The sequence below is a fragment of the Rhizobium subbaraonis genome, from assembly GCF_900220975.1.
In the GTDB taxonomy this organism is placed as follows: domain Bacteria; phylum Pseudomonadota; class Alphaproteobacteria; order Rhizobiales; family Rhizobiaceae; genus Mycoplana; species Mycoplana subbaraonis.
In genome coordinates this window covers 34,394-56,697 of the sequence record NZ_OBQD01000008.1, presented here as the reverse complement: position 1 = coordinate 56,697, position 22,304 = coordinate 34,394, and the positions used below count along the sequence as shown (strand labels likewise).

Genomic DNA, 22,304 nt, shown 5'->3' with positions numbered 1-22,304 from the left:
AAGAAGATGAAGAAGATCGTCACGGGCCTGATGGTTGCCGCGCTTTCCGCGGCCACGCTTGCCACCGGCCTGCTGCCAGCCGAAGCCGCCTCGATGCCCCGCACCGGCGTCACGGTCCCGACCGATGTCGAGGCCGTCGACTACTACGTCCGACGCGGCTATCGCGACGGCGGCCGGTATTATCGCGGCGGCAACCGCTACTATGGTGGTGGCGGGTATTATCGCGGTTACCGCGGCTATCCCTACTATCGCGATGGCTATCGCCGCTATGACGACGGCTACTGGTATCCGCTCGCGGCCTTCGGCGCCGGCGCGATCATCGGCGGTGCGATCGCAAGCCAGCCACGCTACGTCGAGGAGGGCGGCATCAATCCCCGTCACTTCGAATGGTGTTCGGCGCGCTATCGCTCCTACCGGGCTTACGACAACACGTTCCAACCCTATGGCGGCCCGCGCCAGCAGTGCCTGTCGCCCTACTATTGAAATGACAAAGGGCGGCGCCAAGGCCGCCCTTCCCTTTTTTCGCCGGTGAAGGCATCACTGCGCCTTGCCTGCTATTCCGCGATTTTCTGCTGTGCAGAAGCGTCGCCCTTCTTCAGGAGCACGACTTCATCGGATGCGGGCCTCGATTGCTGCGAGATGCTTGCCGTCGTCGTGGTCTTGTCGACATCGGCAGAGGCACTTGTGTTTTTGTGATAGGCGCAGTCGGCGAAAGCCATGGGAGCGGACAGGCCGAGCGCGCAAGCGATTACGAGGATGCGTTTCATGATCGTCTCCTTGTTCGTTGCGGCGGCAGAATAGCGGCGGCTTCCGGAAAGTGGAAATCACAAAGTCGCGCGGCCGAAGACTGTCTGCCCCGGCGCGAACGGCCGGCAACGCGTTTCACCTATGTGGCCAGACGGCTATGTCTCCGTTAAACCGTCCTTAACCACCCCTTAAATCGCCGCAATTACAGTTCAACCGACCACCGTGTGTTTGCGGGCGCAGCGCGTCCGCAAAATCAAGACCTTAGGGCACTCGCGGCGATTTTCGCCGCGCACGGCCGAAGCAGGAAAGGCGCATTTCCCCCAGCATGGCAGGCCGGCGCAACTCAGGACGGATCGAGCCCTCATTCGAGGTTGAAGACGATCATGAAGACGACGATCTGCGTATCGACGAGGATGATCGCGTGACCAGAACTTCCAAGCGCAAGGCGAAGGCGAGCGCGCGCAAGCCCGCAGCAGCGCCGCGCGGAAAGAGCCCTGCCCGGCGTCGCACGCGCAGCGGCGGGGGCATCTTCGCGCCCATTCGCTTCCTTGCCTACTGGTGCATCGTGCTCGGCATATGGGGCGGCATGGGTATCGGCGCGCTGGTCCTCTACTACGGCGCGCAGATGCCGAGCGCGACGACCTGGTCGATCCCCGCAAGGCCGCCGAACGTGAAGATCGCGTCAACGGACGGAACGGTGATTGCCAATCGCGGCACGACGGGCGGGGAAGCGGTGCCGCTGGAACAGATGTCGCCGTATATCCCGCAGGCCGTCCTCGCCATCGAAGACCGCCGCTTCTACTCGCATTTCGGCATCGATCCGTTCGGCCTCGCCCGCGCGATGGTCACGAACCTGACGACCGGGCGCATGGTGCAGGGCGGCTCGACGCTGACGCAGCAGCTCGCCAAGAACCTGTTTCTTTCGCCCGAGCGGACGATGGAAAGAAAGGTCCAGGAGGTGTTGCTCGCCTTCTGGCTGGAGCACAAGTACACAAAGGACGAAATCCTGGCGATGTACCTCAACCGCGTGTTCTTCGGCTCCAATGCCTATGGTGTGGAGGCGGCCTCGCGGCGCTATTTCGGCAAGTCCGCCCGCGACGTCAATCTCGGTGAAGCGGCGCTGCTTGCAGGTCTCCTGAAGGCGCCTTCACGCCTCTCGCCGGCGCGCGATCCGGAAGCGGCCGAGGAGCGGGCGCAGGTCGTTCTCGGCGCGATGCGCGATGCCGGCTTCGTCACGGATGGCGAGATCACGACCGCGATGTCGCAGCCGCCGACGCGGGCGAAGAGCTACTGGTCGGGCGCCGAGCACTATGCCGCCGATCTCGTGATGGACCAGGTGCCGAAGCTCGTCGGTGACATTACCGAGGATCTCGTTGTCGAAACGACGATCGACCTCGACCTGGAGAAGAAGGCCGACGAGGCCATTACCGCGGTCATCGACGCTGAGGGCGAGAAGCTCGGCGCCTCGCAGGCGGCACTCGTCTCGATCGACGGCACCGGCGCCATCCGCGCCCTCGTCGGCGGCCGCGACTACGCGACAAGCCAGTTCGACCGCGCCTCAAAGGCGAAACGCCAGCCGGGTTCGGCCTTCAAGCCGTTCGTCTATGCCGCCGCGCTGGAAATGGGGCGCTCGCCGCAATCGGTGCGCAACGACGCGCCGGTGCGGATCGGCAAGTGGACGCCGGAGAACTACGACCAGAAGTACCGCGGCGAGGTGACGCTCGCCGATGCTCTGGCCAATTCGCTCAATACCATCGCCGCCCAGCTTGTCATGGAGGTCGGCCCCAACCAGGTGATCAAGCTGGCCCATCGGCTCGGGATCGAATCTGAGATGCAGTCGAATGCCTCGATCGCGCTCGGCACCTCCGAGGTTTCGCTGGTCGAACTCACCTCCGCATACGCTCCCTTCATGAACGGCGGCTACAAGGCCACGCCACATATCATCCGCCGCATTTCAACGGCTGCCGGCAAAGTGCTCTACGAGAACACCTACGACAACCCACCGCGGGTGCTGCAGCCGGAAATCGTCGCCATGATGAACGGCATGATGGTCGGCGTGATAACCCACGGCACAGGCAAGAACGCCAATATTCCGGGATGGCAGGCCGCCGGCAAGTCGGGCACGACCCAGTCGTTCCGCGACGCGCTGTTCGTCGGCTACACCAGCAACCTCACGACCGGCGTCTGGTTCGGCAACGACGACGGCAAGTCGATGAAGAAGGTGACCGGCGGCGGGCTGCCGGCCAAGGCCTGGAGCCGCTACATGACCGCCGCCCATGAGGGACTTTCGCCCTCGCCACTGTTCGGCCTCGGCGGCGGCGACCTCCCCGTCGCGGCAGTTGGCCCGGGCACCGACCCGGCAGGGCAGGATTCCTGGGCCGAAATGGTGGCACGTGCGCTTGGCACGAGCAGCACGCAGACCAGCCCCGACGCGGTGCCGGCTGCGATACCGGATCGCCAGATCGACGATGTGGGGTTGCCCGTGCCGCCTGCCGATGTCGGCCAGCAACAACAGCCGCAGACCCGACGCTCCACGCTCCTCGACGTGCTGATGGGCGGCTGATCGTTCGCAGCCGGGCCCCGAAAGGGAGGCGAATTTTCGACGTCCCTCCCGACACTTTCGGGCGTTAATTTTGCACCCGCCGCGCGTGCGAAACCGCGTTCTGATTTGGCTCTATATGCTGCATGTCGGGCCGCGTCACGATGCGGCTCTTGACGGCGAAGGGCGGGCCTCCCACATTCGTTTGATGGCGGAGATTCCTGCGGCCGCGTCGGTTCGAAATGCCAGCCATCAGGGAAGATTGATGCCTTGCAGTCACCTAGACTGATCCTTATATAGCCGGAAACCGCGGCTTCCGTCGCGTATTCGTGCAATACCATCCCACTAGGGACTGCCGAACGAATGCCAGAATTGGGTTCCGGCAGTTCGCTTCAAGGAGAGAATGACATGGCAAAAGTTATCGGTATCGACCTCGGAACGACCAATTCCTGCGTCGCCGTCATGGATGGCAAGGACGCGAAAGTCATTGAGAACGCCGAAGGCGCGCGCACCACGCCGTCGATGGTCGCGTTTTCGGACGACGGCGAACGCCTTGTCGGCCAGCCGGCCAAGCGCCAGGCGGTGACCAACCCGGAAAACACGCTCTTCGCCATCAAGCGCCTGATCGGCCGGACCTTCGATGATCCGACCACCCAGAAGGACAAGGGCATGGTGCCCTACAAGATCGTCAAGGCGCCGAACGGCGACGCCTGGGTCGAGGCACACGGCGAGACCTATTCCCCCTCGCAGATCTCCGCGATGATCCTTCAGAAGATGAAGGAAACCGCCGAGTCCTATCTCGGCGAGAAGGTCACGCAGGCCGTCATCACCGTTCCCGCCTATTTCAACGACGCCCAGCGCCAGGCGACCAAGGACGCCGGCAAGATCGCCGGCCTCGAAGTGCTGCGCATCATCAACGAGCCGACGGCTGCGGCCCTCGCTTACGGCCTTGACAAGAAGGACGGCAAGACGATCGCCGTCTACGACCTTGGCGGCGGCACCTTCGATATCTCCGTCCTCGAGATCGGCGACGGCGTGTTCGAGGTGAAGTCCACCAACGGCGACACCTTCCTCGGCGGCGAAGACTTCGACATGCGTCTCGTCGAGTATCTCTCGGCCGAGTTTAAGAAGGACCAGGGCATCGACCTGAAGAACGACAAGCTGGCCCTGCAGCGCCTGAAGGAAGCAGCCGAAAAGGCGAAGATCGAGCTGTCGTCCTCGCAGCAGACCGAAATCAACCTGCCGTTCATCACCGCCGACGCTTCCGGCCCGAAGCACCTGACGATGAAGCTGACGCGCGCCAAGTTCGAGGCCCTCGTCGACGACCTGATCCAGAAGACCGTCGCGCCCTGCAAGGCCGCGCTGAAGGATGCCGGCGTTTCGGCTGCCGAAATTGACGAAGTCGTTCTCGTCGGCGGCATGAGCCGCATGCCCAAGGTCCAGGAAGTGGTCAAGCAGCTGTTCGGCAAGGAGCCACACAAGGGCGTGAACCCGGATGAAGTGGTCGCCATGGGTGCCGCCATCCAGGCCGGCGTTCTGCAGGGCGACGTCAAGGACGTTCTGCTTCTCGACGTGACCCCGCTGTCACTGGGCATCGAGACGCTGGGTGGCGTCTTCACCCGTCTGATCGAGCGTAACACGACGATCCCGACGAAGAAGAGCCAGACCTTCTCGACCGCCGAGGACAACCAGTCGGCCGTGACGATCCGCGTCAGCCAGGGCGAGCGCGAGATGGCCGCCGACAACAAGCTGCTCGGCCAGTTCGACCTCGTCGGCATTCCGCCGGCACCGCGCGGCGTGCCGCAGATCGAAGTCACCTTCGATATCGACGCCAACGGCATCGTCCAGGTCTCGGCCAAGGACAAGGGCACCGGCAAGGAGCACCAGATCCGCATCCAGGCTTCGGGCGGCCTGTCCGACGCCGACATCGAGAAGATGGTCAAGGACGCCGAGGCCAATGCCGAGACCGACAAGAAGCGTCGCGAGTCCGTCGAAGCCAAGAACCAGGCCGAAAGCCTGATACATTCGAGCGAGAAGTCGCTCAAGGAATACGGCGACAAGGTCTCTGCCGATGACCGCAAGGCCATCGAGGACGCGATCGCCGCGCTGAAGACCTCCGTCGAGGCTTCCGAGCCCGACGCAGAGGACATCAAGGCAAAGACCAATACGCTCATGGAAGTTTCCATGAAGCTTGGCCAGGCGATCTACGAAGCCCAGCAGGCCGAACAGGCCGGCTCTTCTTCCTCAGCCGAAGGCGGCGACAATGTCGTCGACGCGGACTACGAGGAAGTGAAGGACGACGACGACCGCAAGCGGTCTGCATCGTAAATGAACCCGCCGGTCGCGCCTGCCGCGACCGGCCTTCCTCCGAAGAAGGGCGGACCAAAGACGAAGGGCAAATCCATGATGCTTGGCGTTCACTGCGGTGACGAAATCATGGTTCCATATGCTCGAAGCGTCCCGCCACCTTGCTTTTTGGCCGTGAAGCCGGATAGATCGACTGACGGCTGGCATTTCCTCCTTCAACGAACAATGATCCCGTACACGAAGCGGGCGTGGCAGTGATATGGCTAAAACTGACTTCTACGAGACGCTGGGCGTGTCCCGAACCGCCGATGAAAAGGAGCTCAAGAGCGCCTTTCGCAAGATGGCGATGAAGTATCACCCGGACAAGAATCCGGGAGACACCGCCGCTGAGGTCCGGTTCAAGGAAGTCAACGAGGCCTATGAGATCCTGAAGGATCCGCAGAAGCGTGCCGCCTACGACCGCTACGGCCACGCGGCCTTCGAGCAGGGCGGCATGGGCGGCGGCGGCTTTGGCGGCGGCGGGTTCGGCGCGGGCGGCTTCTCCGACATCTTCGAAGATATCTTCGGCGAAATGATGGGCGGTGGTCGCCAGCGGCGCTCCTCCGGCGGCCGCGAGCGCGGGGCGGACCTGCGCTACAACATGGAGATCTCCCTCGAGGAGTCCTTCACCGGCAAGACGGCGCAGATCCGCGTTCCGACCTCGATCACCTGCGACGTCTGCACGGGGACCGGCGCCAAGCCAGGCACCAAGCCGCAGACCTGCGGCACCTGCCAGGGTGCTGGCCGCGTGCGCGCGGCGCAAGGCTTCTTCTCGATCGAGCGCACCTGTCCGACCTGCCAGGGCCGCGGCACGATCATTCCCGATCCCTGCACCAAGTGCCACGGCCACGGCCGTGTCACCGAGGAGCGCTCGCTCTCCGTCAACATCCCGCAGGGGATCGAGGACGGTACCCGTATCCGGCTGGCCGGTGAGGGCGAGGCGGGCATGCGCGGGGTACCGGCGGGCGATCTCTACATCTTCCTCTCGGTCAAGCCGCACGAGATCTTCCAGCGTGACGGCGCCGATCTCCACTGCAGCGTGCCGATCTCGATGACGACGGCTGCCCTTGGCGGCACCTTCGACGTCTCCACGCTGGACGGTACGAAGTCACGCGTGACGGTGCCGGAAGGCACGCAGAACGGTCGCCAGTTCCGCCTGAAGGGCAAGGGGATGCCGGTGCTCCGCTCCAGCCAGGTGGGCGATCTCTACATCCAGATCATGATCGAAACGCCGCAGAAGCTGACGAAGCGCCAGCGTGAACTGCTGAAGGAGTTCGAGGAGATCTCCTCGAAGGACAACAACCCGGAATCGACGGGCTTCTTCGCCCGGATGAAGGAATTCTTCGAAGGCTGACCACCGCTATTTTCCGACACGTTTCCAATGCCCGGCACCGCCGGGCATTTTCCTTTGGCATCACCGATGGCCAGGATTACCCGATCCTGCCGAGGATAAAATCGGCGCGGCTCTCGACGGAGGTCTTCGGCAGTTCCAGTGGCTGATAGTCCAGCCTGCGGAACGTCGCGATGGAAGCATCGTACTGGGCGACGGCCTCCTCATAGGAATGGCGCCGCTCCCTGTCGGCCAGGAAGATCTGCGGCCAGGGAGGGGTTACGAAAACCGTACGGCGATAGCGCAGAACTCTTGCAGCCCTTTCGAGGTGGGCGGGCACGTCGCGGCCCAGATACTCGAAGAAGGCGACGGCATCGACGATACCGCGGTCGAAGAAGACAGGCCCGGAGCTTTCAGTCGCGGCCGTCATCTGCTGCATGGCGCGGGACACGCAGAGCTCGGCGAAGAGCGCCTGATCGCGCCAGGGGAGCGCCGGGCCGTCGATCAACAGATGCTCCCGCACCACCTGGCGGCCCGGCTCCTCGAAAGCGGCAAAACCACGGTTTCGCAGGGCGGATAGCAGCACCGACTTTCCTCCGCCGGAGCAGCCGGACAAGAGAACGAAGCGGTCTGAGCAATACGCCAGACGGTCCAGCGGAAGGGTTTCTTCAAGCATGATGCCTCCATGAATGAACGAACGCCGCCGCGCATCCGCACAGGCGGTCGATTATTCCTCAATGTTCGGGAAAGGCGGGCGTGATGCGCCGCGGCTCTTTTCTGTCACCGCCAGACCGTGATCGTCAAGGGCATCAATGGTCCAGCGCGGCTGCGGCAAGGGCTGCGACGGCAAGATCGAGGTCGGCCGGCATTGCATCGTCCAGATACCAGACAGCCGAAAGCCCCGCCCAGGCGACAATCCATTGCAGCAACCGGTGGGCGTCGAGGTCGGCCTCGGCGCAGACGATCCCGAGACGGGCTGTGAACCGTTCCGGCAGCGTCGCGACCGGAACTTGCGGATCGGCAAGGTCGGGATTGCAGAAGATGTTGGCATAATCGAAGGCGCGCTCGCCAAGCAGCCCCTTGGGATCGATCGCCAGCCAGCCACGCTCACCGAAATCGAGGAAGTTGTCGTGATGAACGTCGCCGTGCAGGACCACGATGTCCCGCTGATCTGCCAGGAGTTCCCGCGCAGTGGCCGCGCACCGGTGCAGGATGCCGCCGTATCTGGCGGCACCGGGCTTGAGCGCCTCGAACCATCTCTCCAAAGGGACAAGCTCCGGCAACCTCCTTGGCCGGGGCCGGTGCAGGCGCTCGACCGCAGCACAGAGGATATGCGTGGCCTGGTCGTCCTGACTGCTGCGGGCGAGCGCGGCAAGCGAGCGTGCGCCGCAGGCGCGCTCCAGCAGGATCGCGTCCCCTTCCGCTGCATAGACCGACGCCGCCCCTTCGCCGTTCCACCAGGCCATCAGCCTGCCGCCGGTAGCCTCCTCCGGCACCGTCGCCACCTTCAGCATCGCCGGGCGACCGTACCATTGCACGGGGAGCAGATGACTGCTTGGCGTCGTGACGGCCAAGCCGTCCGGCACAAGCTTCCATTTCCTAACGAACGGATCGAGGAGGGGATCGGACGTGACGTGAACCTCAGGAGGTGGCCGCGTGCGCCAAGGTCAATACGCCGCTCGCATCGACGCTGAGGCGCAACTGGCGATAGCTTGCGATCGACGGGTGGCCTGTCACCGGTTCCTCCGCATGGGTCGCAGTAACGACGACGACGCCAGCGCCGGCGCGCTCCCCGGCCTTCACGCCGGCCTCCACGTCCTCGAACACCAGGCAACGCGCGGGATCGACACCGAGCCGTGAAGCGGCGAGGAGATAGCCTTCGGGCGAGGGCTTGCCGGTCTTGACGTCTTCCGCCGTCACGATCGTCTGCGGAAGTGCGATGCCGGCAGCCGCCAGCCGGCGGCGCGCCAGCGCGATCGGCGCCGAGGTGACGATCGCCCAGCGATCGGCCGGCAAGGCCCCCAGGAAAGCGATGGCGCCGTCGATCGCCACCACACCCTCGACATCCTCGATCTCGCCGCGCTCGACCTCCAGCGCCTCCAGGCGCGGATCGATACCCGGAAGGTTCAGCGCCGCGATCGTATCGATGCCCCGCCTTCCGTGCATCGTCGGCAGGAAGGCCTCGACGTCGAGCCCGTGCTTGCGCGCCCATTTGCCCCATACGCGCTCGGTGGCCGCGATCGAATTGATCAAGGTGCCATCCATGTCGAACAGGAAGGCGTCGAAGGTTCGGCCAAAGGTCGGGAAAGTCTGTGTGTCCACGTCTCGTCCATCCACCATTCAGGATTGCATGCGCCGTGACGGCGCGGTCAGGACGGGATACCGCCCGCCGGCGACAGAAGCAACGCCGTCGCGTTCACGATCAATAACGTCCGTTTTGTGGACGGTCCATTCAATCCCGGGATACTGGCGAAGTCCGGAAATGGCAATTATGTTTCTCTGCAAGTCGGCGCCTGAAAGGACATAGGGGCGCCAGTCGGCCGGGATGCGGCCAAGGGGTGTTGCGATGCTCTTTCGATCCGTTCTTTTGCTCACCGTCTCCGCAGCGCTTGTCGGCACCGCGTTTGCCGCATCTCGCGACCGGCGCGACGACCCATCCTACGACCTGCCGGTTGTCGTGCACGGGAAGACCAGCATGCGCCAGGCCATGGGAGCCAATACCACCTTCAGCTTCAAGATGTTCCAGCGGGATGGACAACAGAAGCCCGAGCCCTATTCCTATCCCGAGCCCGACAGCGACCGGTAAGCCAGCCGACCCGCCCTGTCAGGGGCGCGTCAGCCGACACTGGCCTCAGATGTTGAAGGCCGCACCGATCAGGGATTTGGTGTAGGCGTTGGCGGGCGCCTCGAAGATCGAGTCGGTCTCCCCCTCCTCGACGATGCGGCCATCCTTCATCACCACGACATAGTCCGACATCGCCTTCACCACCGAGAGATCGTGACTGATGAACACGTAGGAGAGCTGGTGGCTCCGTTGCAGACTGCGCAGAAGCTCGATCACCTGCCCCTGGACCGATCGGTCGAGCGCCGAAGTCGGCTCGTCGAGAATGACGACCTTCGGCTTGAGGATCATGGCGCGGGCAATGGCGATGCGCTGACGCTGGCCGCCCGAGAATTCGTGCGGGTAGCGGTTGCGCGCGTCGGGATCAAGGCCCACCTCGCTCAACGCCGCGATCGCACGCCGATCGCGCTCGGCCTTGCCGAGTTCCGGCTCGTGCACGAGCAGGCCCTCGGTGATGATCTCGCCAACCGTCTGGCGTGGTGAAAGGGATCCATACGGATCCTGGAAGACGAGCTGCATCGCCTTGCGCAACGGGCGCATGCGCGAACGGTCGAAGCCGGAAATGTCGGTCGAGCCAAACCGGTATCGTCCCTCGGAATGGACGAGCCGCAGCAATGCACGGCCCAGCGTCGATTTGCCCGATCCCGATTCGCCGACGATGCCAATGGTCTGCCCCTCCCGCAGCCTCACCGTCACGCGGTCCACCGCGCGGAACGTCGAAGCGCCGCCCGAAAACAGGCCGCCGCCGATCCGGTAATCCACGACGACGTCGCGTCCCTCCAGTATGATCGGTGCGGCATCGGACGGCGGCGCCTTTCGGCCATGGGGTTCGGCGGCAAGCAGCATCTTCGTGTAGTCGGACGTCGGCCGATCGAAGATGTCGGCGGTCGCCCCCTGCTCCACTACCTCGCCGCGCCGCATCACGGCGACCCGCTCGGCAAAATGCCGCACGATGCCGAGATCGTGGGTAATCAGCACGATCGCCATGCCGAAGCGCTCCTGTAGCGAGCGCAGAAGCTTGAGGATCTGCGCCTGGATGGTGACATCGAGTGCGGTTGTCGGTTCGTCAGCGATCAGGATGTCCGGGTCGTTGGCGAGCGCCATCGCGATCATGACGCGCTGGCGCTGCCCGCCGGAGAGCTCGTGCGGATAGCTGTCGATGCGCCTGGCCGGTTCGGGAATGCCCACGAGCTCCAGAAGCTCCAGTACCCGCTTGCGCGCCTCCTTGTAGCTGCCGCCGCGGTGGTGGACGATCGGCTCTGCGATCTGGCGCCCAATTGGATAAAGCGGATCGAGCGAGGTCATCGGCTCCTGGAAGATCATCGTGACCTTGGCGCCGCGGACCTTGTTCAGCTCGGCCGGCGGCACGCCGATCAGTTCCTTGCCGCGGTACATGGCGGAGCCCGTGACCGCGCCGTTGCGGGCGAGCAGGCCCATGATGCCCATCATGGTCTGGCTCTTGCCGGAGCCGGACTCGCCGACCACGGCCAGCGTCTCGCCTGCCCTGACGTCGAGGTCGATGCCCTTGACGGCATTGACCGTCCCGTCGGGCGTGGTGAAATTCACCTTCAACTCGCGGATGGCGAGGATCGTTTCGTTCGTCTCTGCCATCTCAGCGGTCCTTCGGGTCGAACGCGTCGCGCAGGCCGTCACCGACGAAGTTCAGCGAGAACAGCGTGGCGACGAAGAAGATCGACGGGAAAATCAAAAGCCACGGCGCGGACTGGATGTTGTTCGCCCCTTCGGAGATCAGCGCGCCCCAGCTCGTCAGCGGCGCCTGGACGCCAAGGCCGAGGAAGGACAGGAAGCTCTCCAGCAGGATCACCTTCGGCACGACGACGGTGACGAAGACGATGACCGGGCCAATCGTGTTGGGGATGATGTGCCGGCGAATGATCTGCCAGTCGGTGAGCCCCAGCGCCTGCGCGGCGCCGACGAACTCGCGCCGCTTGAGCGCCAGCGTCTGGCCGCGCACGATGCGCGCCATGTCCAGCCACTCCACCGCGCCGATCACCAGAAAGATCAGCACGAAGCTGCGGCCGAAGAAGACCACGAGAACGACGACGAGGAAGACGAAGGGCAGCGAATAGAGGATCTCGACGAAGCGCATCATGACATTGTCGACCCGCCCGCCGATATAGCCCGAGGTCGCGCCGTAGAGCACGCCGATGCCGAGCGAGACGAGGCTTGCGAGCAGGCCCACGGCAATCGAGATCTGTCCGCCGAGCATGACGCGCGCGAGAAGGTCGCGCCCGTTGGAATCGGTGCCGAATGGAAAGTACTCGCGGTTCACCTGTCCGCTCAGTTTCAGCACACGGCCGTCATTCTCGGTCGCTTCGACCTTGGTATCGCGGAACTCGTTGGCCCTGTCGAAGTAGCGCGTCGCGCGCGGATCGATCGGCTCGTCTGAGCTGATGGTGGCGGTAAACGCCTGCCCTTCCACCCTGAAGGCCTCGAGCTTAACGCGCGCGCGGGCGGCAACCCCGTCCATGACCTCCTGCAGCGTCGACACGTCGGGACGCGGCTGCAGGCTGGGCGGGATCGTCACGTAGGACGGAAAGACCTGGTCATAGGTATGCGGAACGAAGAGCGGGCCAAGGAACGAGAAGAGCGCGATCAGCAACAGCGTCACGCAGCCTGCCATCGCCGCCCTGTTACGGCGGAAACGGATAAGTGCGAGCTGGAACAGACTGCGGCTGACCGTCTTTGGCGGCTCGTTCAGCGGGTTTGCGGCAATGTCAGTCATGGCGGACCCTCGGGTCGAGAAGGCCGTAGAGGATGTCGACCAATAGATTGAAGACGATGACGAAGATGGCGATCAGGATCACCGTGCCCATGACCAGCGTATAGTCGCGGTTGATCGCGCCGAGGACGAAATAGCGGCCAACGCCGGGGATCGTGAAAATCGTCTCGACCACGGCCGACCCCGTCAGCAGCGCTGCGGCGCAGGGTGCGAGGTATGACACGACCGGCAGCATCGCGCCGCGCATGGCATGCGTGACGACGACGACGCGCGATGGCAGGCCATAGGCCCTCACCGTGCGGATATGATCGGCATGCAGCGCCTCGATCATCGAGCCGCGCGTGAGGCGGGCGAAAACGGCCAACTGCGGCAGCGCGAGAGCGATCATTGGAAGGATCAGGAAACGCAATGATCCATCCCCCCACCCCCCGGCCGGCAGCCACGAAAGGACGATTGCAAAGATCAGCGTCAGCACCGGGCCGACGACGAAGTTCGGCACGGTGGTGCCCACGGTCGCAAGCGACATGATGCCGAAGTCGAGCGCGCTGTTCTGGCGCAGCGCGGCAACCGTGCCCATCGCGACGCCGCCGATCAGGGCCAGTAGCAGCGCGTAGAAGCCGAGCTCCATCGAATAAGGCAGGCCCTTGCCGATCAGTTCGGCGACCGAGTTGTCCTTGTAAACGTAGCTGGGGCCGAAATCGCCCGTCACGGCGTTGCTGACATAGGTCGCGTACTGTCGCCACAGCGGCTGATCCAGCTGGTAGGTGCGGACCAGGTTTTCCATCGTTGCCGGTGGCAGCGGTCGTTCCAGATTGAAGGGACCGCCGGGGGCAAACCGCATCAGGAAAAAGGAAATCGTGACGACGATGAACAAGGTCGGCACGGCGCTCGCCAGGCGGCGCAAAACGAAGGCTATCATGCCCGTTCTCCTGTGAAGCGGCGCACGGACCCGGTCCACGCGCCGCCTCGTATCGAAAAGTTACTCGGAAACGTTGAGGAACCGGCTCAGATGCTGGTTGGCGGCATTGTCATGCCAACCCTGCACGCGCCCGGAAACGAGCCAGAGATCGGCCTGGGTGAGGAGCGGCGCAACCGGCTGTTCCTTCATCAGCAGCGTCTCTGCCTCGTGGAGAAGCTTGGAGCGGGCTGCCGGATCGGTTTCCTCATAGGACTTCTTCATCAGGCCGTCGAACTCGGGGTTCTGGAAATGGCCGTAGTTGAAGGTCTTGTTGGAGCCGAGGCTCAGCGCCAGGAAGTTTTCCGCATCGGCATAGTCGGCGACCCAGCCGGCGCGGGCGACGTTGAACTTGCCGCCTTCCTGCAGGTAGGCGTAGTGCGAGGACACATCGAGGTTCACCAGCGAGACTTTTGCGCCGAAGGTGTTCTTCCACATGTCGGCGATGGCGGTGGCCACGCGCTCATGGTTCGGGTTGGTGTGGTAGCGGATCTCGATGTCGAGCGGCTTGCCGCCCTCGCCGTAGCCCGCCTCCTTCATCAGGGCGATCGCCTTGTCCTCACGGTCAAGCTGCGACAACCCCGAAAAATCCGCCTTCGCCGGTTCGCCGTAGGTCTCGATGCCGGGCGGGACCATGGAGTAGGCCGGGATCTGCGAGCCGGAGTAGATCTCCTTGGCAAGGAAGTCGCGGTCCACGGCCATGGACAGCGCCTGGCGTACGCGCACGTCGCTATAAGGCTCCTGGCGGGTGTCGAAGGCGTAGTAGTAGGTCGCAAGCGTCGGGGAAACGTGGACCTGGTCGCCATAGGCGCCCCGCAGACGATCGATCTGGTCGGCGGAGAAGTTGTAGACGAGATCCATCTCCTTCGCTTCGAAGCGGCGAACGGAGGCCGCCTGGTCGTCGATCGGATAGAAGATCACCTTGTCGAGCTTGACGTTGGCGGCGTCCCAGTAGTTCGAATTCTTCTCGACGACGAGGTTGTCGTTCGGCACGTGGCTGACGAGCTTGAAGGCGCCGTTCGAGACCATGATACCGGGCTTGACGAAATCGGCGCCGTTCTTCTCGACGCTGGCCTTCGACACCGGCAGCGCCGTCTGGTGGGCCAGCAGCTCGAGGAAGAAGGGGGTCGGGCGCTCGAGCGTGATTTCAAGCGTCTTCTCGTCGATCGCCTTCACGCCGAGGTCCGCCGGCTGGGCCTCGCCCTTGTTCACCTTCTCCGCGTTCTTGATCGGATAGAGAATGTTGGCGTAGCCGGCAGCCGTCTTCGGGTCCTCGACACGACGGAACGAGAAGGCGAAATCCTCTGCCGTCACCGGCGATCCGTCGGACCACTTGGCATCGCCGCGCAGCTTGAACGTGTAGGTCAGGCCGTCGTCGGAGAGATCCCAGGTCTCGGCGGCGCCGGGAACGATCTTGCCGGTGGCGTCGTAGATGGTCAGGCCTTCATAGAGATCCTTGAGGATGAATTCCTCGATGTTTATCGAGGTGTGGGCCTGGTCGAGCGTCTGCGGCTCACCGGCGTTGCCGCGATGGAGCACTGCCTCGGCCAGCGCCGGGCTGCTTGCGACAAGCACTGCACCGAGCAACAGAGCTGCGCGCAGGTTGAAGCGACGATATGCCATTTTTCTTTCCTTCCCCGTATTGTTCTGGCTGAATGGCCGGAGTGAATGCCAGAAAAAGCGGGAACGCAAGGAATTTTGCAGCGGCCCGCCCTCAAGGCCTCGACCGGGGAATACCGCGGTAAACGTCAAGATTGCAGCGGGCACTGCCCTGTCTCGAAATGCGCCGGATCGCGCGCAAGACTCCTTCGATCATGCCCCAAAGCTGTCCCTCGCGGCGCCTTGCGCAATCTTTCGCAAGCAGCGCTTCCCTTTACGTAATATGTGCAAACGAGATTGCAGCGCCCATTTCCCTTTGCTGCGCCGTCGCAATTGTCGACCATAGGGCTCGCATCAGGGCGTGGCATTTTCCGGTCAGGACAAGGGCCCGTAAACTCAACCTGTGGGTGTACTCACGAAGAGATTCCGGCATCCGGAGGAGATGTGGATAGCGGGGAGGTTTTCCCCTCGACGCCTCCAGATGCAGGCATTTCTCATGTCACAAGACGACCTCGCTGCGAAGTGAGCCGGCAAACGGGGAGGTCGACGGTCATGCCTTGCCCGGTCAAGGCTTCGCGGCTAACGTCGCCGCAACGAATTGGGGAGCCATTGGATGCGCGTCGTATTTTCAGAAGACCACAAGCTTAGAAACGCCAAGACCGAGCTCTACGGCGGCGAACTGGTGCCCCCCTTCGAGGCGCCGTTCCGGGCCGAATGGATCCTGGCGGCGGTCAAGGAGGCGGGTTACACCGATGTCGTGGCGCCGGTGCGGCATGGGCTGGAAACCGCGCTCAAAGTGCACGATGCCGGCTATCTCGCCTTCCTTGAAACCGCCTGGGACCGCTGGCAGGCGGCCGGACACCGGGGCGAGGCGATCGCGACGTCGTTCCCCGTCCGCCGCACGTCCCCGCGTATTCCCACCGACATCGACGGCCAGCTCGGCTATTACTGCAACGCCGCCGAGACGGCGATTTCGCCCGGCACGTGGGAAGCGGCCCTTTCCTCTATGTCGTCGGCGATCGACGGTGCCGACCTGATTGCGGACGGCCACAAGGCTGCGTTCTCGCTTTGCCGCCCACCGGGCCATCACGCCGGCATCGACATGTTCGGCGGCTATTGCTTCATCAACAACGCCGCCGTCGCCGCCCAGCGCCTGCTCGACAAGGGCGCGACCAAGGTCGCGGTGCTGGACGTCGATTTCCACCACGGCAACGGTACGCAGGACATCTTCTACGAGCGCGGCGACGTCTTCTTCGCCTCGCTACATGGCGACCCGGCCGAGGCGTTCCCGCATTTTCTCGGCTACGAGGAAGAAACCGGCAAGGGTGACGGCGCCGGTACCACGCGCAACTTTCCCATGGGCCGCGGCACGCCCTATTCCGTCTGGGGCGCGGCACTGGAGGCGTCGCTGAAGCAGATCGCAGACTTCGGCACCGAAGCGATCGTCGTCTCCCTCGGCGTCGACACGTTCGAGAAAGACCCGATCTCCTTCTTCAAGCTGACCTCGCCGGACTATATCAGCATGGGGCGGACGATCGCCGCCAGCGGGGTGCCGGTTCTGGTGGTGATGGAGGGCGGCTATGGCGTTCCGGAAATTGGACTCAACGTCGCCAACGTGCTGAAGGGCATTTCCGGCTAAACGCCGACTTTTTCAGCGGGACAGCTTCCCACGATGCAATCCGCTGGGGAAAGCCCGTGGGCTTTCATGTTGCTGCCGCAATCGATAGTTTGAAGCAGAATCACGAAGAACGCTCGGAATCAGGCTCTTTCATGTACAAAAAGATCGCAATCATCTCCCTCTCCGCCATCTATCTTTCCGCATGCACCACCACCGATCCGTATACGGGTGAACAGAAGGTGTCGAACACCGCAGGCGGCGCGCTGATTGGCGCCGGCCTCGGTGCTGCGACCGGCCTGCTTGTCGGCAACAACCCCGTGCAGCGACGCAATGCGGCCCTGATCGGCGCCGGCGTCGGCGCGCTGGCCGGCGGCGCGATCGGCAACTACATGGACAACCAGGAAGCAGAGCTGCGTGCGCAGCTGCAGGGAACGGGCGTGTCCGTCACCCGCGCCGGCGACCGGATCATCCTGAACATGCCGTCGAACATCACCTTTGCGACGGACCAGGACCAGATCGTGCCGGCCTTCTATCCGACGCTCGATTCCGTAGCGATCGTGCTTCGCAAGTTCAACAGGTCGCTGATCGACGTCGACGGACACACCGATTCCACCGGCTCGGCCGCGCACAACCAGGCGCTCTCGGAACGCCGCGCCTATTCGGTCGCCAATTATCTCGGCTCGCGCGGTGTCGACCAGCGCCGCATGTCAGCGATAGGCTACGGCCAGGACCGGCCGATCGCCTCCAATGCAACAGAGGCCGGCCGCGCCCAGAACCGCCGCGTCGAGATTTCGATCTCCCCGCTTCGTCAGGGCTGACGACCGCTCGCATCTGGTTCCACACGTCTTCGACGCGCACCTCATGGTGCGCGTCGTCGTTTCCGGAACTGCCGGCAAGCATCAATTCTGCTGAAGCAAAGCCTCACCGCAATCAATTTGTCGGAACGTGATCCATCCGCTACCACGGTAGGCCGGAGGGACCGCCATGGCCGACCAGCAAGTCCACAATGCGTTCGACAGTGCCGCGCCCGGATCACCCGGGGAGCGGACGGCGCTCTTGTCGGGCGTGACGCTGTGCCTGTTTTCCATGTCGAGCGTGCAGGTGGGCGCTGCGCTTTCCGCCGGCGTGATCGCGCAGCACGGCCCCTTCGCGACGAGCTTCGTCCGCCTGCTGTTCGCATCGCTGATCCTGCTGGCCCTCCTGCGCCCGCAAATCCACTCCTATAGCCGGGAGCAATGGAAAAGCGCGGTTGCGCTTGGCGTGACCATGGCGGTGATGACCGTCTGCTTCTATGCCGCGATTGCCCGCATCCCGCTCGGCTTGACGGTCGCGGTCGAGTTTCTCGGGCCGCTCGCCGTCGCCACCTTCGGTCTCGGCGGATGGCGGCTGATATGGCCGCTGGCAGCATTCGTCGGCGTTGGCCTACTGTGTCACAACGGCGAGAGCTGGTCGGCCGATCCGCTCGGGCTTCTGCTCGCGGCTGGCGCCGGCGCCGGCTGGGGCGGCTACATTCTCCTCATGAAGAAGTCGGGTAAGCTCTTTCCCGGGCTGGAGGGGCTTGCGATCTCGCTTCTTGTCTCTGCGATGGTTTGCCTCCCGGCAGGAATGCAGGAACTGCCGCGGATGTTCTCGGCGGAAATGCTGCTGACGATGCTGGGGCTTGCCGTTCTCGTACCGCTGCTGCCCTATGCACTGGAAATGATCGCACTCCGGCGCATGCCGACTGCTGCTTTCGGCATCCTGATGAGCCTCGAGCCGGCGATCGGCGCGCTGGCCGGCTTCACGATCCTCGGCCAGCCGATGACGCCGCTGCAGATGCTGGGCACCGGACTGGTGGTCGCCGCAAGCGTTGGCGTCACCTCGAACGCCAGGAGGGAGACCGCTGGTGCCTGACGCCCGAAAATGCGTCGTGGTGTTGCGATAAGGGTCAGGCGGACCGCAGGGCCGGATCGTCGTCTGCGGGGTTGTAGAAGAGCGACAGCACCAGGCTGCGGGCGATCCGACCCGCTGTCGCCATGAACCAGGCTTTTGCCTCGGGCGTCGGTGCGATGTCGTCCAGGGTCGCCGAGAACAGGCCGAGCCAGACCTGGAAGAGCGGCGCGTCGAGATTTGCGATCCCCTGATGCGCCATGACAGGCTTGCCGCCATAACCGCCGTCCTTGAAGGCAACGGCGGACCAGAACCGCTTCATCTTCTCCATATGCTCAGGCCAGCGTCCGGCCAGGCGCGCCTCGAACACCGGGCCGAGCTGCGGGTGGGCGCGCACGCGGCCGTAGAACGTATCCACCAGCAGAGGAATGAAAGGGGCGGTGATGCCGATGGCGGCCATGTCGCGCCGGGCCCGGGCGCGCAGCTCTTCGAAATGGGACCGCGGGGTTTCTACGTCTTCGTCCATAGGGCGGATTTAGGCGTTTGCGGACCGTTCGGCAATGACGCGGTTGGTCGCAGCCCTGCCTGGGCGCGCTGGCTGCCCCATACGCTGACGAGGACCACGGCGATGCCGGCGACCTGCAACGGGGTGAGGCTCTGGCCCAGCAGCCCCCAGCCGAGCAGCACGGCCGTCATCGGGCTGAGGAAGCCAAGGGAGGCGACGGCCGGCGGTCCGAGCCGGGAAAGGCCGCGGAACCAGAGAATGTAGGTCAAGGCCGCGCCGACGAGGCCGAGATAGGCGAAGCCGAGAATGTTGAGATAGGTCGGCGGCGGCAGTGCCGGTTCGAGCATCAACGCGGCCGGCACCAGCAGCAGGCCGCCCGCCGCAAGCTGCCACGCCGTGAAGGTCAATGGAGAGACCGGCGGCTGCCAATAGCGGGAGAGCACCGTGCCAGCCGCCATGGAGACGGCGCCGGCAAGGCCCGCGGCGACACCCACCGGGTCGAGGTCTGCGGCCGGCGTCAGCACAAGCAGCGCCACGCCGGCGATGCCCGTGAGACCGGCGAGGAGGGACAGCGGCCGTATGGGCGAGCCTAGCACCATCCGCGACAGGGCGATCACGATCAGCGGCTGGATTGCGCCGACCGTCGCCGCCACCCCGCCCGGCAGGCGATAGGCCGACACGAACAGCATGGCCCAGAAGAAGGAGAAGTTGAGCGCGCCGAGAATGAAGGCGCGCGCCAACCATACGCCCTTCGGCAGCTCCCGGACGATGAGCAGCAGCAGCAGCCCCGCCGGCAGGGCCCTGAGCAGCGATACGGTGAGCGGATAGCCTGCCGGCAGCAGCTCCGTCGTGACGATGTAGGTGCTGCCCCATATGGCGGGCGCAATCGCGGTCAGCAAAATGTCGCGTAGGTGGTTCATCGGTTCGAATCCATTTATCTTGACGTCAAGATATATCGGTTTATCTTGACGTCAAGAGAAATTCCGCGATAGTCGGCGCATGGATCATGTCGACCGCATCATCGCACAGTGGAACCGGGAGCGGCCGGACCTCGACGTCGGGCCGATGGCCCTGCTCGGCAGGCTGAACCGCGTACGCCAGCATCTCGGCCGCGAGATCGAGCAGGTGCTCGCCGAGCATGGCCTGTCCGTTGCGGGCTTCGACGTGCTGGCAACCCTGCGCCGATCGGGCGCGCCGTTCCGGCTCTCGCCGGGAGACCTTCTGGCGACGACCATGGTCACATCGGGCACGATGACCAACCGGATCGATCAGCTGGAGAAGGAAGGGCTGGTGGAGCGGATCAAAAATCCTGACGACGGCCGCAGCGTGCTGATCGCCCTGACACCGGAAGGACGCGAGCGCGTGGACCGCGCCGTGGAAGCCCATGTCGCCAACCAGCATCGGCTGGTCGATGGCCTTGACGCCCGGCAACGAGAGGAACTGGACGCGGCCTTGCGCGCGCTTCTGGCAGCCTTCGAATGAAGGCATGCCTCCGCCATTACGCTCTAGAAGAGCGATCCCTGCTTTGGCGGCGCCGAACCTGAATCTTCGGACTTGGCAGGCTTGCGTTTTGGCGGCTGCGGGGGCGGTGCCGGGGACGCAACCTCCGACGCCGTTGCCCCTGCGACGGCATCGACCTTGCCATCGGCGAATTCGATGGAGAGAACAGCCCCTGCGGAGACGGCGGCGGCCTGCTTGACCGCATGTCCGGCCTCGTCCCGCACCAGCGCATAGCCGCGGCTGAGAACGTTGCGATAGGAAAGGGACTGCAAGATCCTGTCCTGCGCGCCCAGCAGCGCCTTGCGCCGCGAGAGGTCCCCGGCCAGCGCCGTATCGGCGCGCAGAGCCAGCCCCTTCAGCCGGTCGCGCGAACGCTCTGTCCGTGCGAGGATGCGCGAAGGCGTCGTGCGCAGCGCCGCATCGAGCGCCGTTATCCGCGCCCGCCCCTGGTCGAGCCGTCTTTCGACGACGCGTTCGGCGCGCCGCAATGCTTCGACGACGCGCTGGCGTCGCTCGACGAGCCGGCCGGAAAGAAGCTCCGGGCGCAGATGCGCCGAAACCCGCTCGAAGGTGCGCCTCTTGTTCAGCGTGTTCATGTGCAAGCCGCGCCCGAGACCGGCGGAAGCCTCATCGAAGCGGCGGCGTGGCAGCGCCAGAAGCTGGTCCAGCGAAGGAAGAGTGCGGGCAAGCGCCCGCAGGCCCTGGCGGCGGCCATCCATCTGGCGCACCGCCGCCCCGCGCAGCCGGGCGGCAAGGGCCGCGACGGCCGCCTCGAGGTCGGCCTTTACCGGTACGGCCATTTCCGCCGCCCCCGTCGGCGTCGGCGCGCGCCGGTCGGCGGCATGATCGATCAGCGTCCAGTCGGTCTCGTGGCCGACGGCCGATATCAGCGGTATTTCGGAGGCCGCGGCGGCCCGGACGACGATCTCGTCGTTGAAGCTCCAGAGATCCTCAAGGCTGCCGCCGCCACGCGCCACGATCAGGACATCGGGCCGCGGGATCGCCCCGCCCGGCACAAGCGCGTTGAAGCCGCGAATGGCAGCTGCCACCTCCTCGCCCGAGCCTTCGCCCTGCACCTTCACCGGCCAGACCAGGACGTGGACCGGAAAGCGATCCGCGATCCGGTGCAGGATATCGCGAATGACCGCGCCGGTCGGCGAGGTGACGACGCCGATCACAGGCGGCAGGAACGGAAGCGGCCGCTTGCGGCCCGCGTCGAACAGCCCCTCCGCCGCCAGCTTGCGCCGCCGCTCCTCCAGGAGAGCCATCAGCGCGCCGGCCCCGGCCGGCTCCAGCGTCTCGATCACGATCTGGTACTTCGACGATCCCGGGAAAGTGGTGACCTTGCCGGTGGCAATGACCTCCATGCCCTCCTCGGGGCGGAAGCGGAGGCGCGAGAAGCTGCCTTTCCAGATAACCGCGTCGATGCGGGCCCGGTCGTCCTTCAGGCTGAAATAGGCATGACCGGACGAATGCGGCCCGCGATAGCCGGAAATCTCGCCGCGCACCCTAATCTGGTCGAAGGCCTGCTCGACCGTACGCTTGATCGAGCCGGAAAGCTCCGAAACGGAATATTCCGCGAGGTTGGTGGGCGAATCATTATCCGGAAACATGCTCATGCCCTATTTTGACCGGCGGTGGCGCGGCTGACCAGTAGGCCGGGGACGCCGTCCCCGGAAAGACATGCCGATGACGGCGCAGCGTCGCCACC

The 22,304-nt window shown here is 64.5% G+C and carries 20 protein-coding genes; 9 read left to right on the top strand and 11 right to left on the bottom strand.

Annotation, left to right across the window (positions count from 1 at the left end; translation table 11 throughout):
• The first annotated feature begins 6 nt into the window (after nucleotides 1-6).
• A complete protein-coding gene (locus CRO48_RS13450) occupies nucleotides 7-483 on the top strand; it encodes a BA14K family protein (protein WP_097140090.1) in 477 nt (158 codons plus the stop codon).
• Between the two features lie 71 nt (nucleotides 484-554).
• On the opposite strand, the gene CRO48_RS13445 is transcribed toward CRO48_RS13450, so the two are convergent.
• Nucleotides 555-767, bottom strand: a complete 213-nt coding sequence (locus CRO48_RS13445) for a hypothetical protein (RefSeq protein WP_097140088.1) — start codon at nucleotides 765-767, stop codon at nucleotides 555-557.
• Between the two features lie 305 nt (nucleotides 768-1,072).
• Between CRO48_RS13445 and CRO48_RS13440 the strand changes: the two genes are divergently transcribed.
• The 3 genes from CRO48_RS13440 to dnaJ all read left to right on the top strand — a co-directional run bounded on the left by CRO48_RS13440 (nucleotide 1,073) and on the right by dnaJ (nucleotide 6,986).
• Nucleotides 1,073-3,310, top strand: coding sequence for a transglycosylase domain-containing protein (locus CRO48_RS13440; RefSeq protein ID WP_097140086.1), 2,238 nt, complete (start codon nucleotides 1,073-1,075; stop codon nucleotides 3,308-3,310).
• A gap of 384 nt (nucleotides 3,311-3,694) precedes the next feature.
• Nucleotides 3,695-5,614: a molecular chaperone DnaK gene (gene dnaK / locus CRO48_RS13435; RefSeq protein ID WP_097140084.1), complete on the top strand. Its 1,920-nt coding sequence runs from the start codon at nucleotides 3,695-3,697 to the stop codon at nucleotides 5,612-5,614.
• A gap of 238 nt (nucleotides 5,615-5,852) precedes the next feature.
• On the top strand, nucleotides 5,853-6,986 hold the full coding sequence (gene dnaJ / locus CRO48_RS13430; RefSeq protein WP_097140083.1) for a molecular chaperone DnaJ: 1,134 nt from the start codon (nucleotides 5,853-5,855) through the stop codon (nucleotides 6,984-6,986).
• A gap of 76 nt (nucleotides 6,987-7,062) precedes the next feature.
• Here dnaJ and CRO48_RS13425 read toward each other — a convergent pair whose 3' ends face one another.
• The 3 genes from CRO48_RS13425 to CRO48_RS13415 all read right to left on the bottom strand — a co-directional run bounded on the left by CRO48_RS13425 (nucleotide 7,063) and on the right by CRO48_RS13415 (nucleotide 9,302).
• The gene (locus CRO48_RS13425; RefSeq protein WP_097140081.1) at nucleotides 7,063-7,638 is read right to left on the bottom strand and encodes an AAA family ATPase; all 576 of its coding nucleotides are present in this window, start codon (nucleotides 7,636-7,638) and stop codon (nucleotides 7,063-7,065) included.
• Nucleotides 7,639-7,771: 133 nt separating this feature from the next.
• Nucleotides 7,772-8,548, bottom strand: a complete 777-nt coding sequence (locus CRO48_RS13420) for an aminoglycoside phosphotransferase family protein (RefSeq protein WP_097140079.1) — start codon at nucleotides 8,546-8,548, stop codon at nucleotides 7,772-7,774.
• Between the two features lie 55 nt (nucleotides 8,549-8,603).
• Nucleotides 8,604-9,302 (bottom strand): HAD-IA family hydrolase, encoded by a 699-nt coding sequence (locus tag CRO48_RS13415; protein ID WP_097140077.1) that lies wholly within the window; start codon nucleotides 9,300-9,302, stop codon nucleotides 8,604-8,606.
• A gap of 226 nt (nucleotides 9,303-9,528) precedes the next feature.
• Here CRO48_RS13415 and CRO48_RS13410 point away from each other — a divergent pair, with 226 nt between their 5' ends.
• Nucleotides 9,529-9,768 (top strand): hypothetical protein, encoded by a 240-nt coding sequence (locus tag CRO48_RS13410; protein ID WP_097140075.1) that lies wholly within the window; start codon nucleotides 9,529-9,531, stop codon nucleotides 9,766-9,768.
• A 45-nt stretch (nucleotides 9,769-9,813) separates the two neighbouring features.
• On the opposite strand, the gene CRO48_RS13405 is transcribed toward CRO48_RS13410, so the two are convergent.
• From CRO48_RS13405 to CRO48_RS13390, 4 genes are read right to left on the bottom strand one after another with little or no spacing between them, the layout of a single operon-like run.
• Nucleotides 9,814-11,415, bottom strand: a complete 1,602-nt coding sequence (locus CRO48_RS13405; RefSeq protein ID WP_097140073.1) for an ABC transporter ATP-binding protein — start codon at nucleotides 11,413-11,415, stop codon at nucleotides 9,814-9,816.
• Between the two features lies 1 nt (nucleotide 11,416).
• Nucleotides 11,417-12,550, bottom strand: coding sequence for an ABC transporter permease (locus tag CRO48_RS13400; protein WP_097140070.1), 1,134 nt, complete (start codon nucleotides 12,548-12,550; stop codon nucleotides 11,417-11,419).
• On the bottom strand, nucleotides 12,543-13,466 hold the full coding sequence (gene oppB / locus CRO48_RS13395; protein WP_097140068.1) for an oligopeptide ABC transporter permease OppB: 924 nt from the start codon (nucleotides 13,464-13,466) through the stop codon (nucleotides 12,543-12,545). The genes CRO48_RS13400 and oppB overlap by 8 nt, the downstream gene beginning before the upstream one ends.
• A gap of 60 nt (nucleotides 13,467-13,526) precedes the next feature.
• A complete protein-coding gene (locus CRO48_RS13390) occupies nucleotides 13,527-15,125 on the bottom strand; it encodes a peptide ABC transporter substrate-binding protein (RefSeq protein WP_097140066.1) in 1,599 nt (532 codons plus the stop codon).
• A 589-nt stretch (nucleotides 15,126-15,714) separates the two neighbouring features.
• On the opposite strand from CRO48_RS13390, the gene CRO48_RS13385 reads away from it, so the two are divergent.
• From CRO48_RS13385 to CRO48_RS13375, 3 genes are all read left to right on the top strand, one after another.
• Entirely contained in the window at nucleotides 15,715-16,740 is a 1,026-nt protein-coding gene (locus CRO48_RS13385) for a histone deacetylase family protein (RefSeq protein WP_097140065.1), read from the top strand.
• Between the two features lie 131 nt (nucleotides 16,741-16,871).
• A complete protein-coding gene (locus CRO48_RS13380) occupies nucleotides 16,872-17,537 on the top strand; it encodes an OmpA family protein (protein WP_097140491.1) in 666 nt (221 codons plus the stop codon).
• A gap of 166 nt (nucleotides 17,538-17,703) precedes the next feature.
• The gene (locus tag CRO48_RS13375) at nucleotides 17,704-18,612 is read left to right on the top strand and encodes an EamA family transporter (protein WP_097140063.1); all 909 of its coding nucleotides are present in this window, start codon (nucleotides 17,704-17,706) and stop codon (nucleotides 18,610-18,612) included.
• A 34-nt stretch (nucleotides 18,613-18,646) separates the two neighbouring features.
• Here CRO48_RS13375 and CRO48_RS13370 read toward each other — a convergent pair whose 3' ends face one another.
• Entirely contained in the window at nucleotides 18,647-19,114 is a 468-nt protein-coding gene (locus CRO48_RS13370) for a group III truncated hemoglobin (RefSeq protein ID WP_097140061.1), read from the bottom strand.
• Nucleotides 19,099-20,013: an EamA family transporter gene (locus tag CRO48_RS13365; protein ID WP_097140059.1), complete on the bottom strand. Its 915-nt coding sequence runs from the start codon at nucleotides 20,011-20,013 to the stop codon at nucleotides 19,099-19,101. The genes CRO48_RS13370 and CRO48_RS13365 overlap by 16 nt, the downstream gene beginning before the upstream one ends.
• Before the next feature lie 79 nt (nucleotides 20,014-20,092).
• Here CRO48_RS13365 and CRO48_RS13360 point away from each other — a divergent pair, with 79 nt between their 5' ends.
• On the top strand, nucleotides 20,093-20,575 hold the full coding sequence (locus CRO48_RS13360; RefSeq protein WP_097140057.1) for a MarR family winged helix-turn-helix transcriptional regulator: 483 nt from the start codon (nucleotides 20,093-20,095) through the stop codon (nucleotides 20,573-20,575).
• Between the two features lie 23 nt (nucleotides 20,576-20,598).
• Here the strand turns inward: CRO48_RS13360 and xseA are convergent, their stop codons facing one another.
• Nucleotides 20,599-22,212 carry an exodeoxyribonuclease VII large subunit gene (xseA, locus tag CRO48_RS13355; protein WP_097140054.1) on the bottom strand — a complete coding sequence of 538 codons (1,614 nt, stop codon included), beginning with the start codon at nucleotides 22,210-22,212 and terminating at the stop codon, nucleotides 20,599-20,601.
• Nucleotides 22,213-22,304 lie beyond the last annotated feature (92 nt).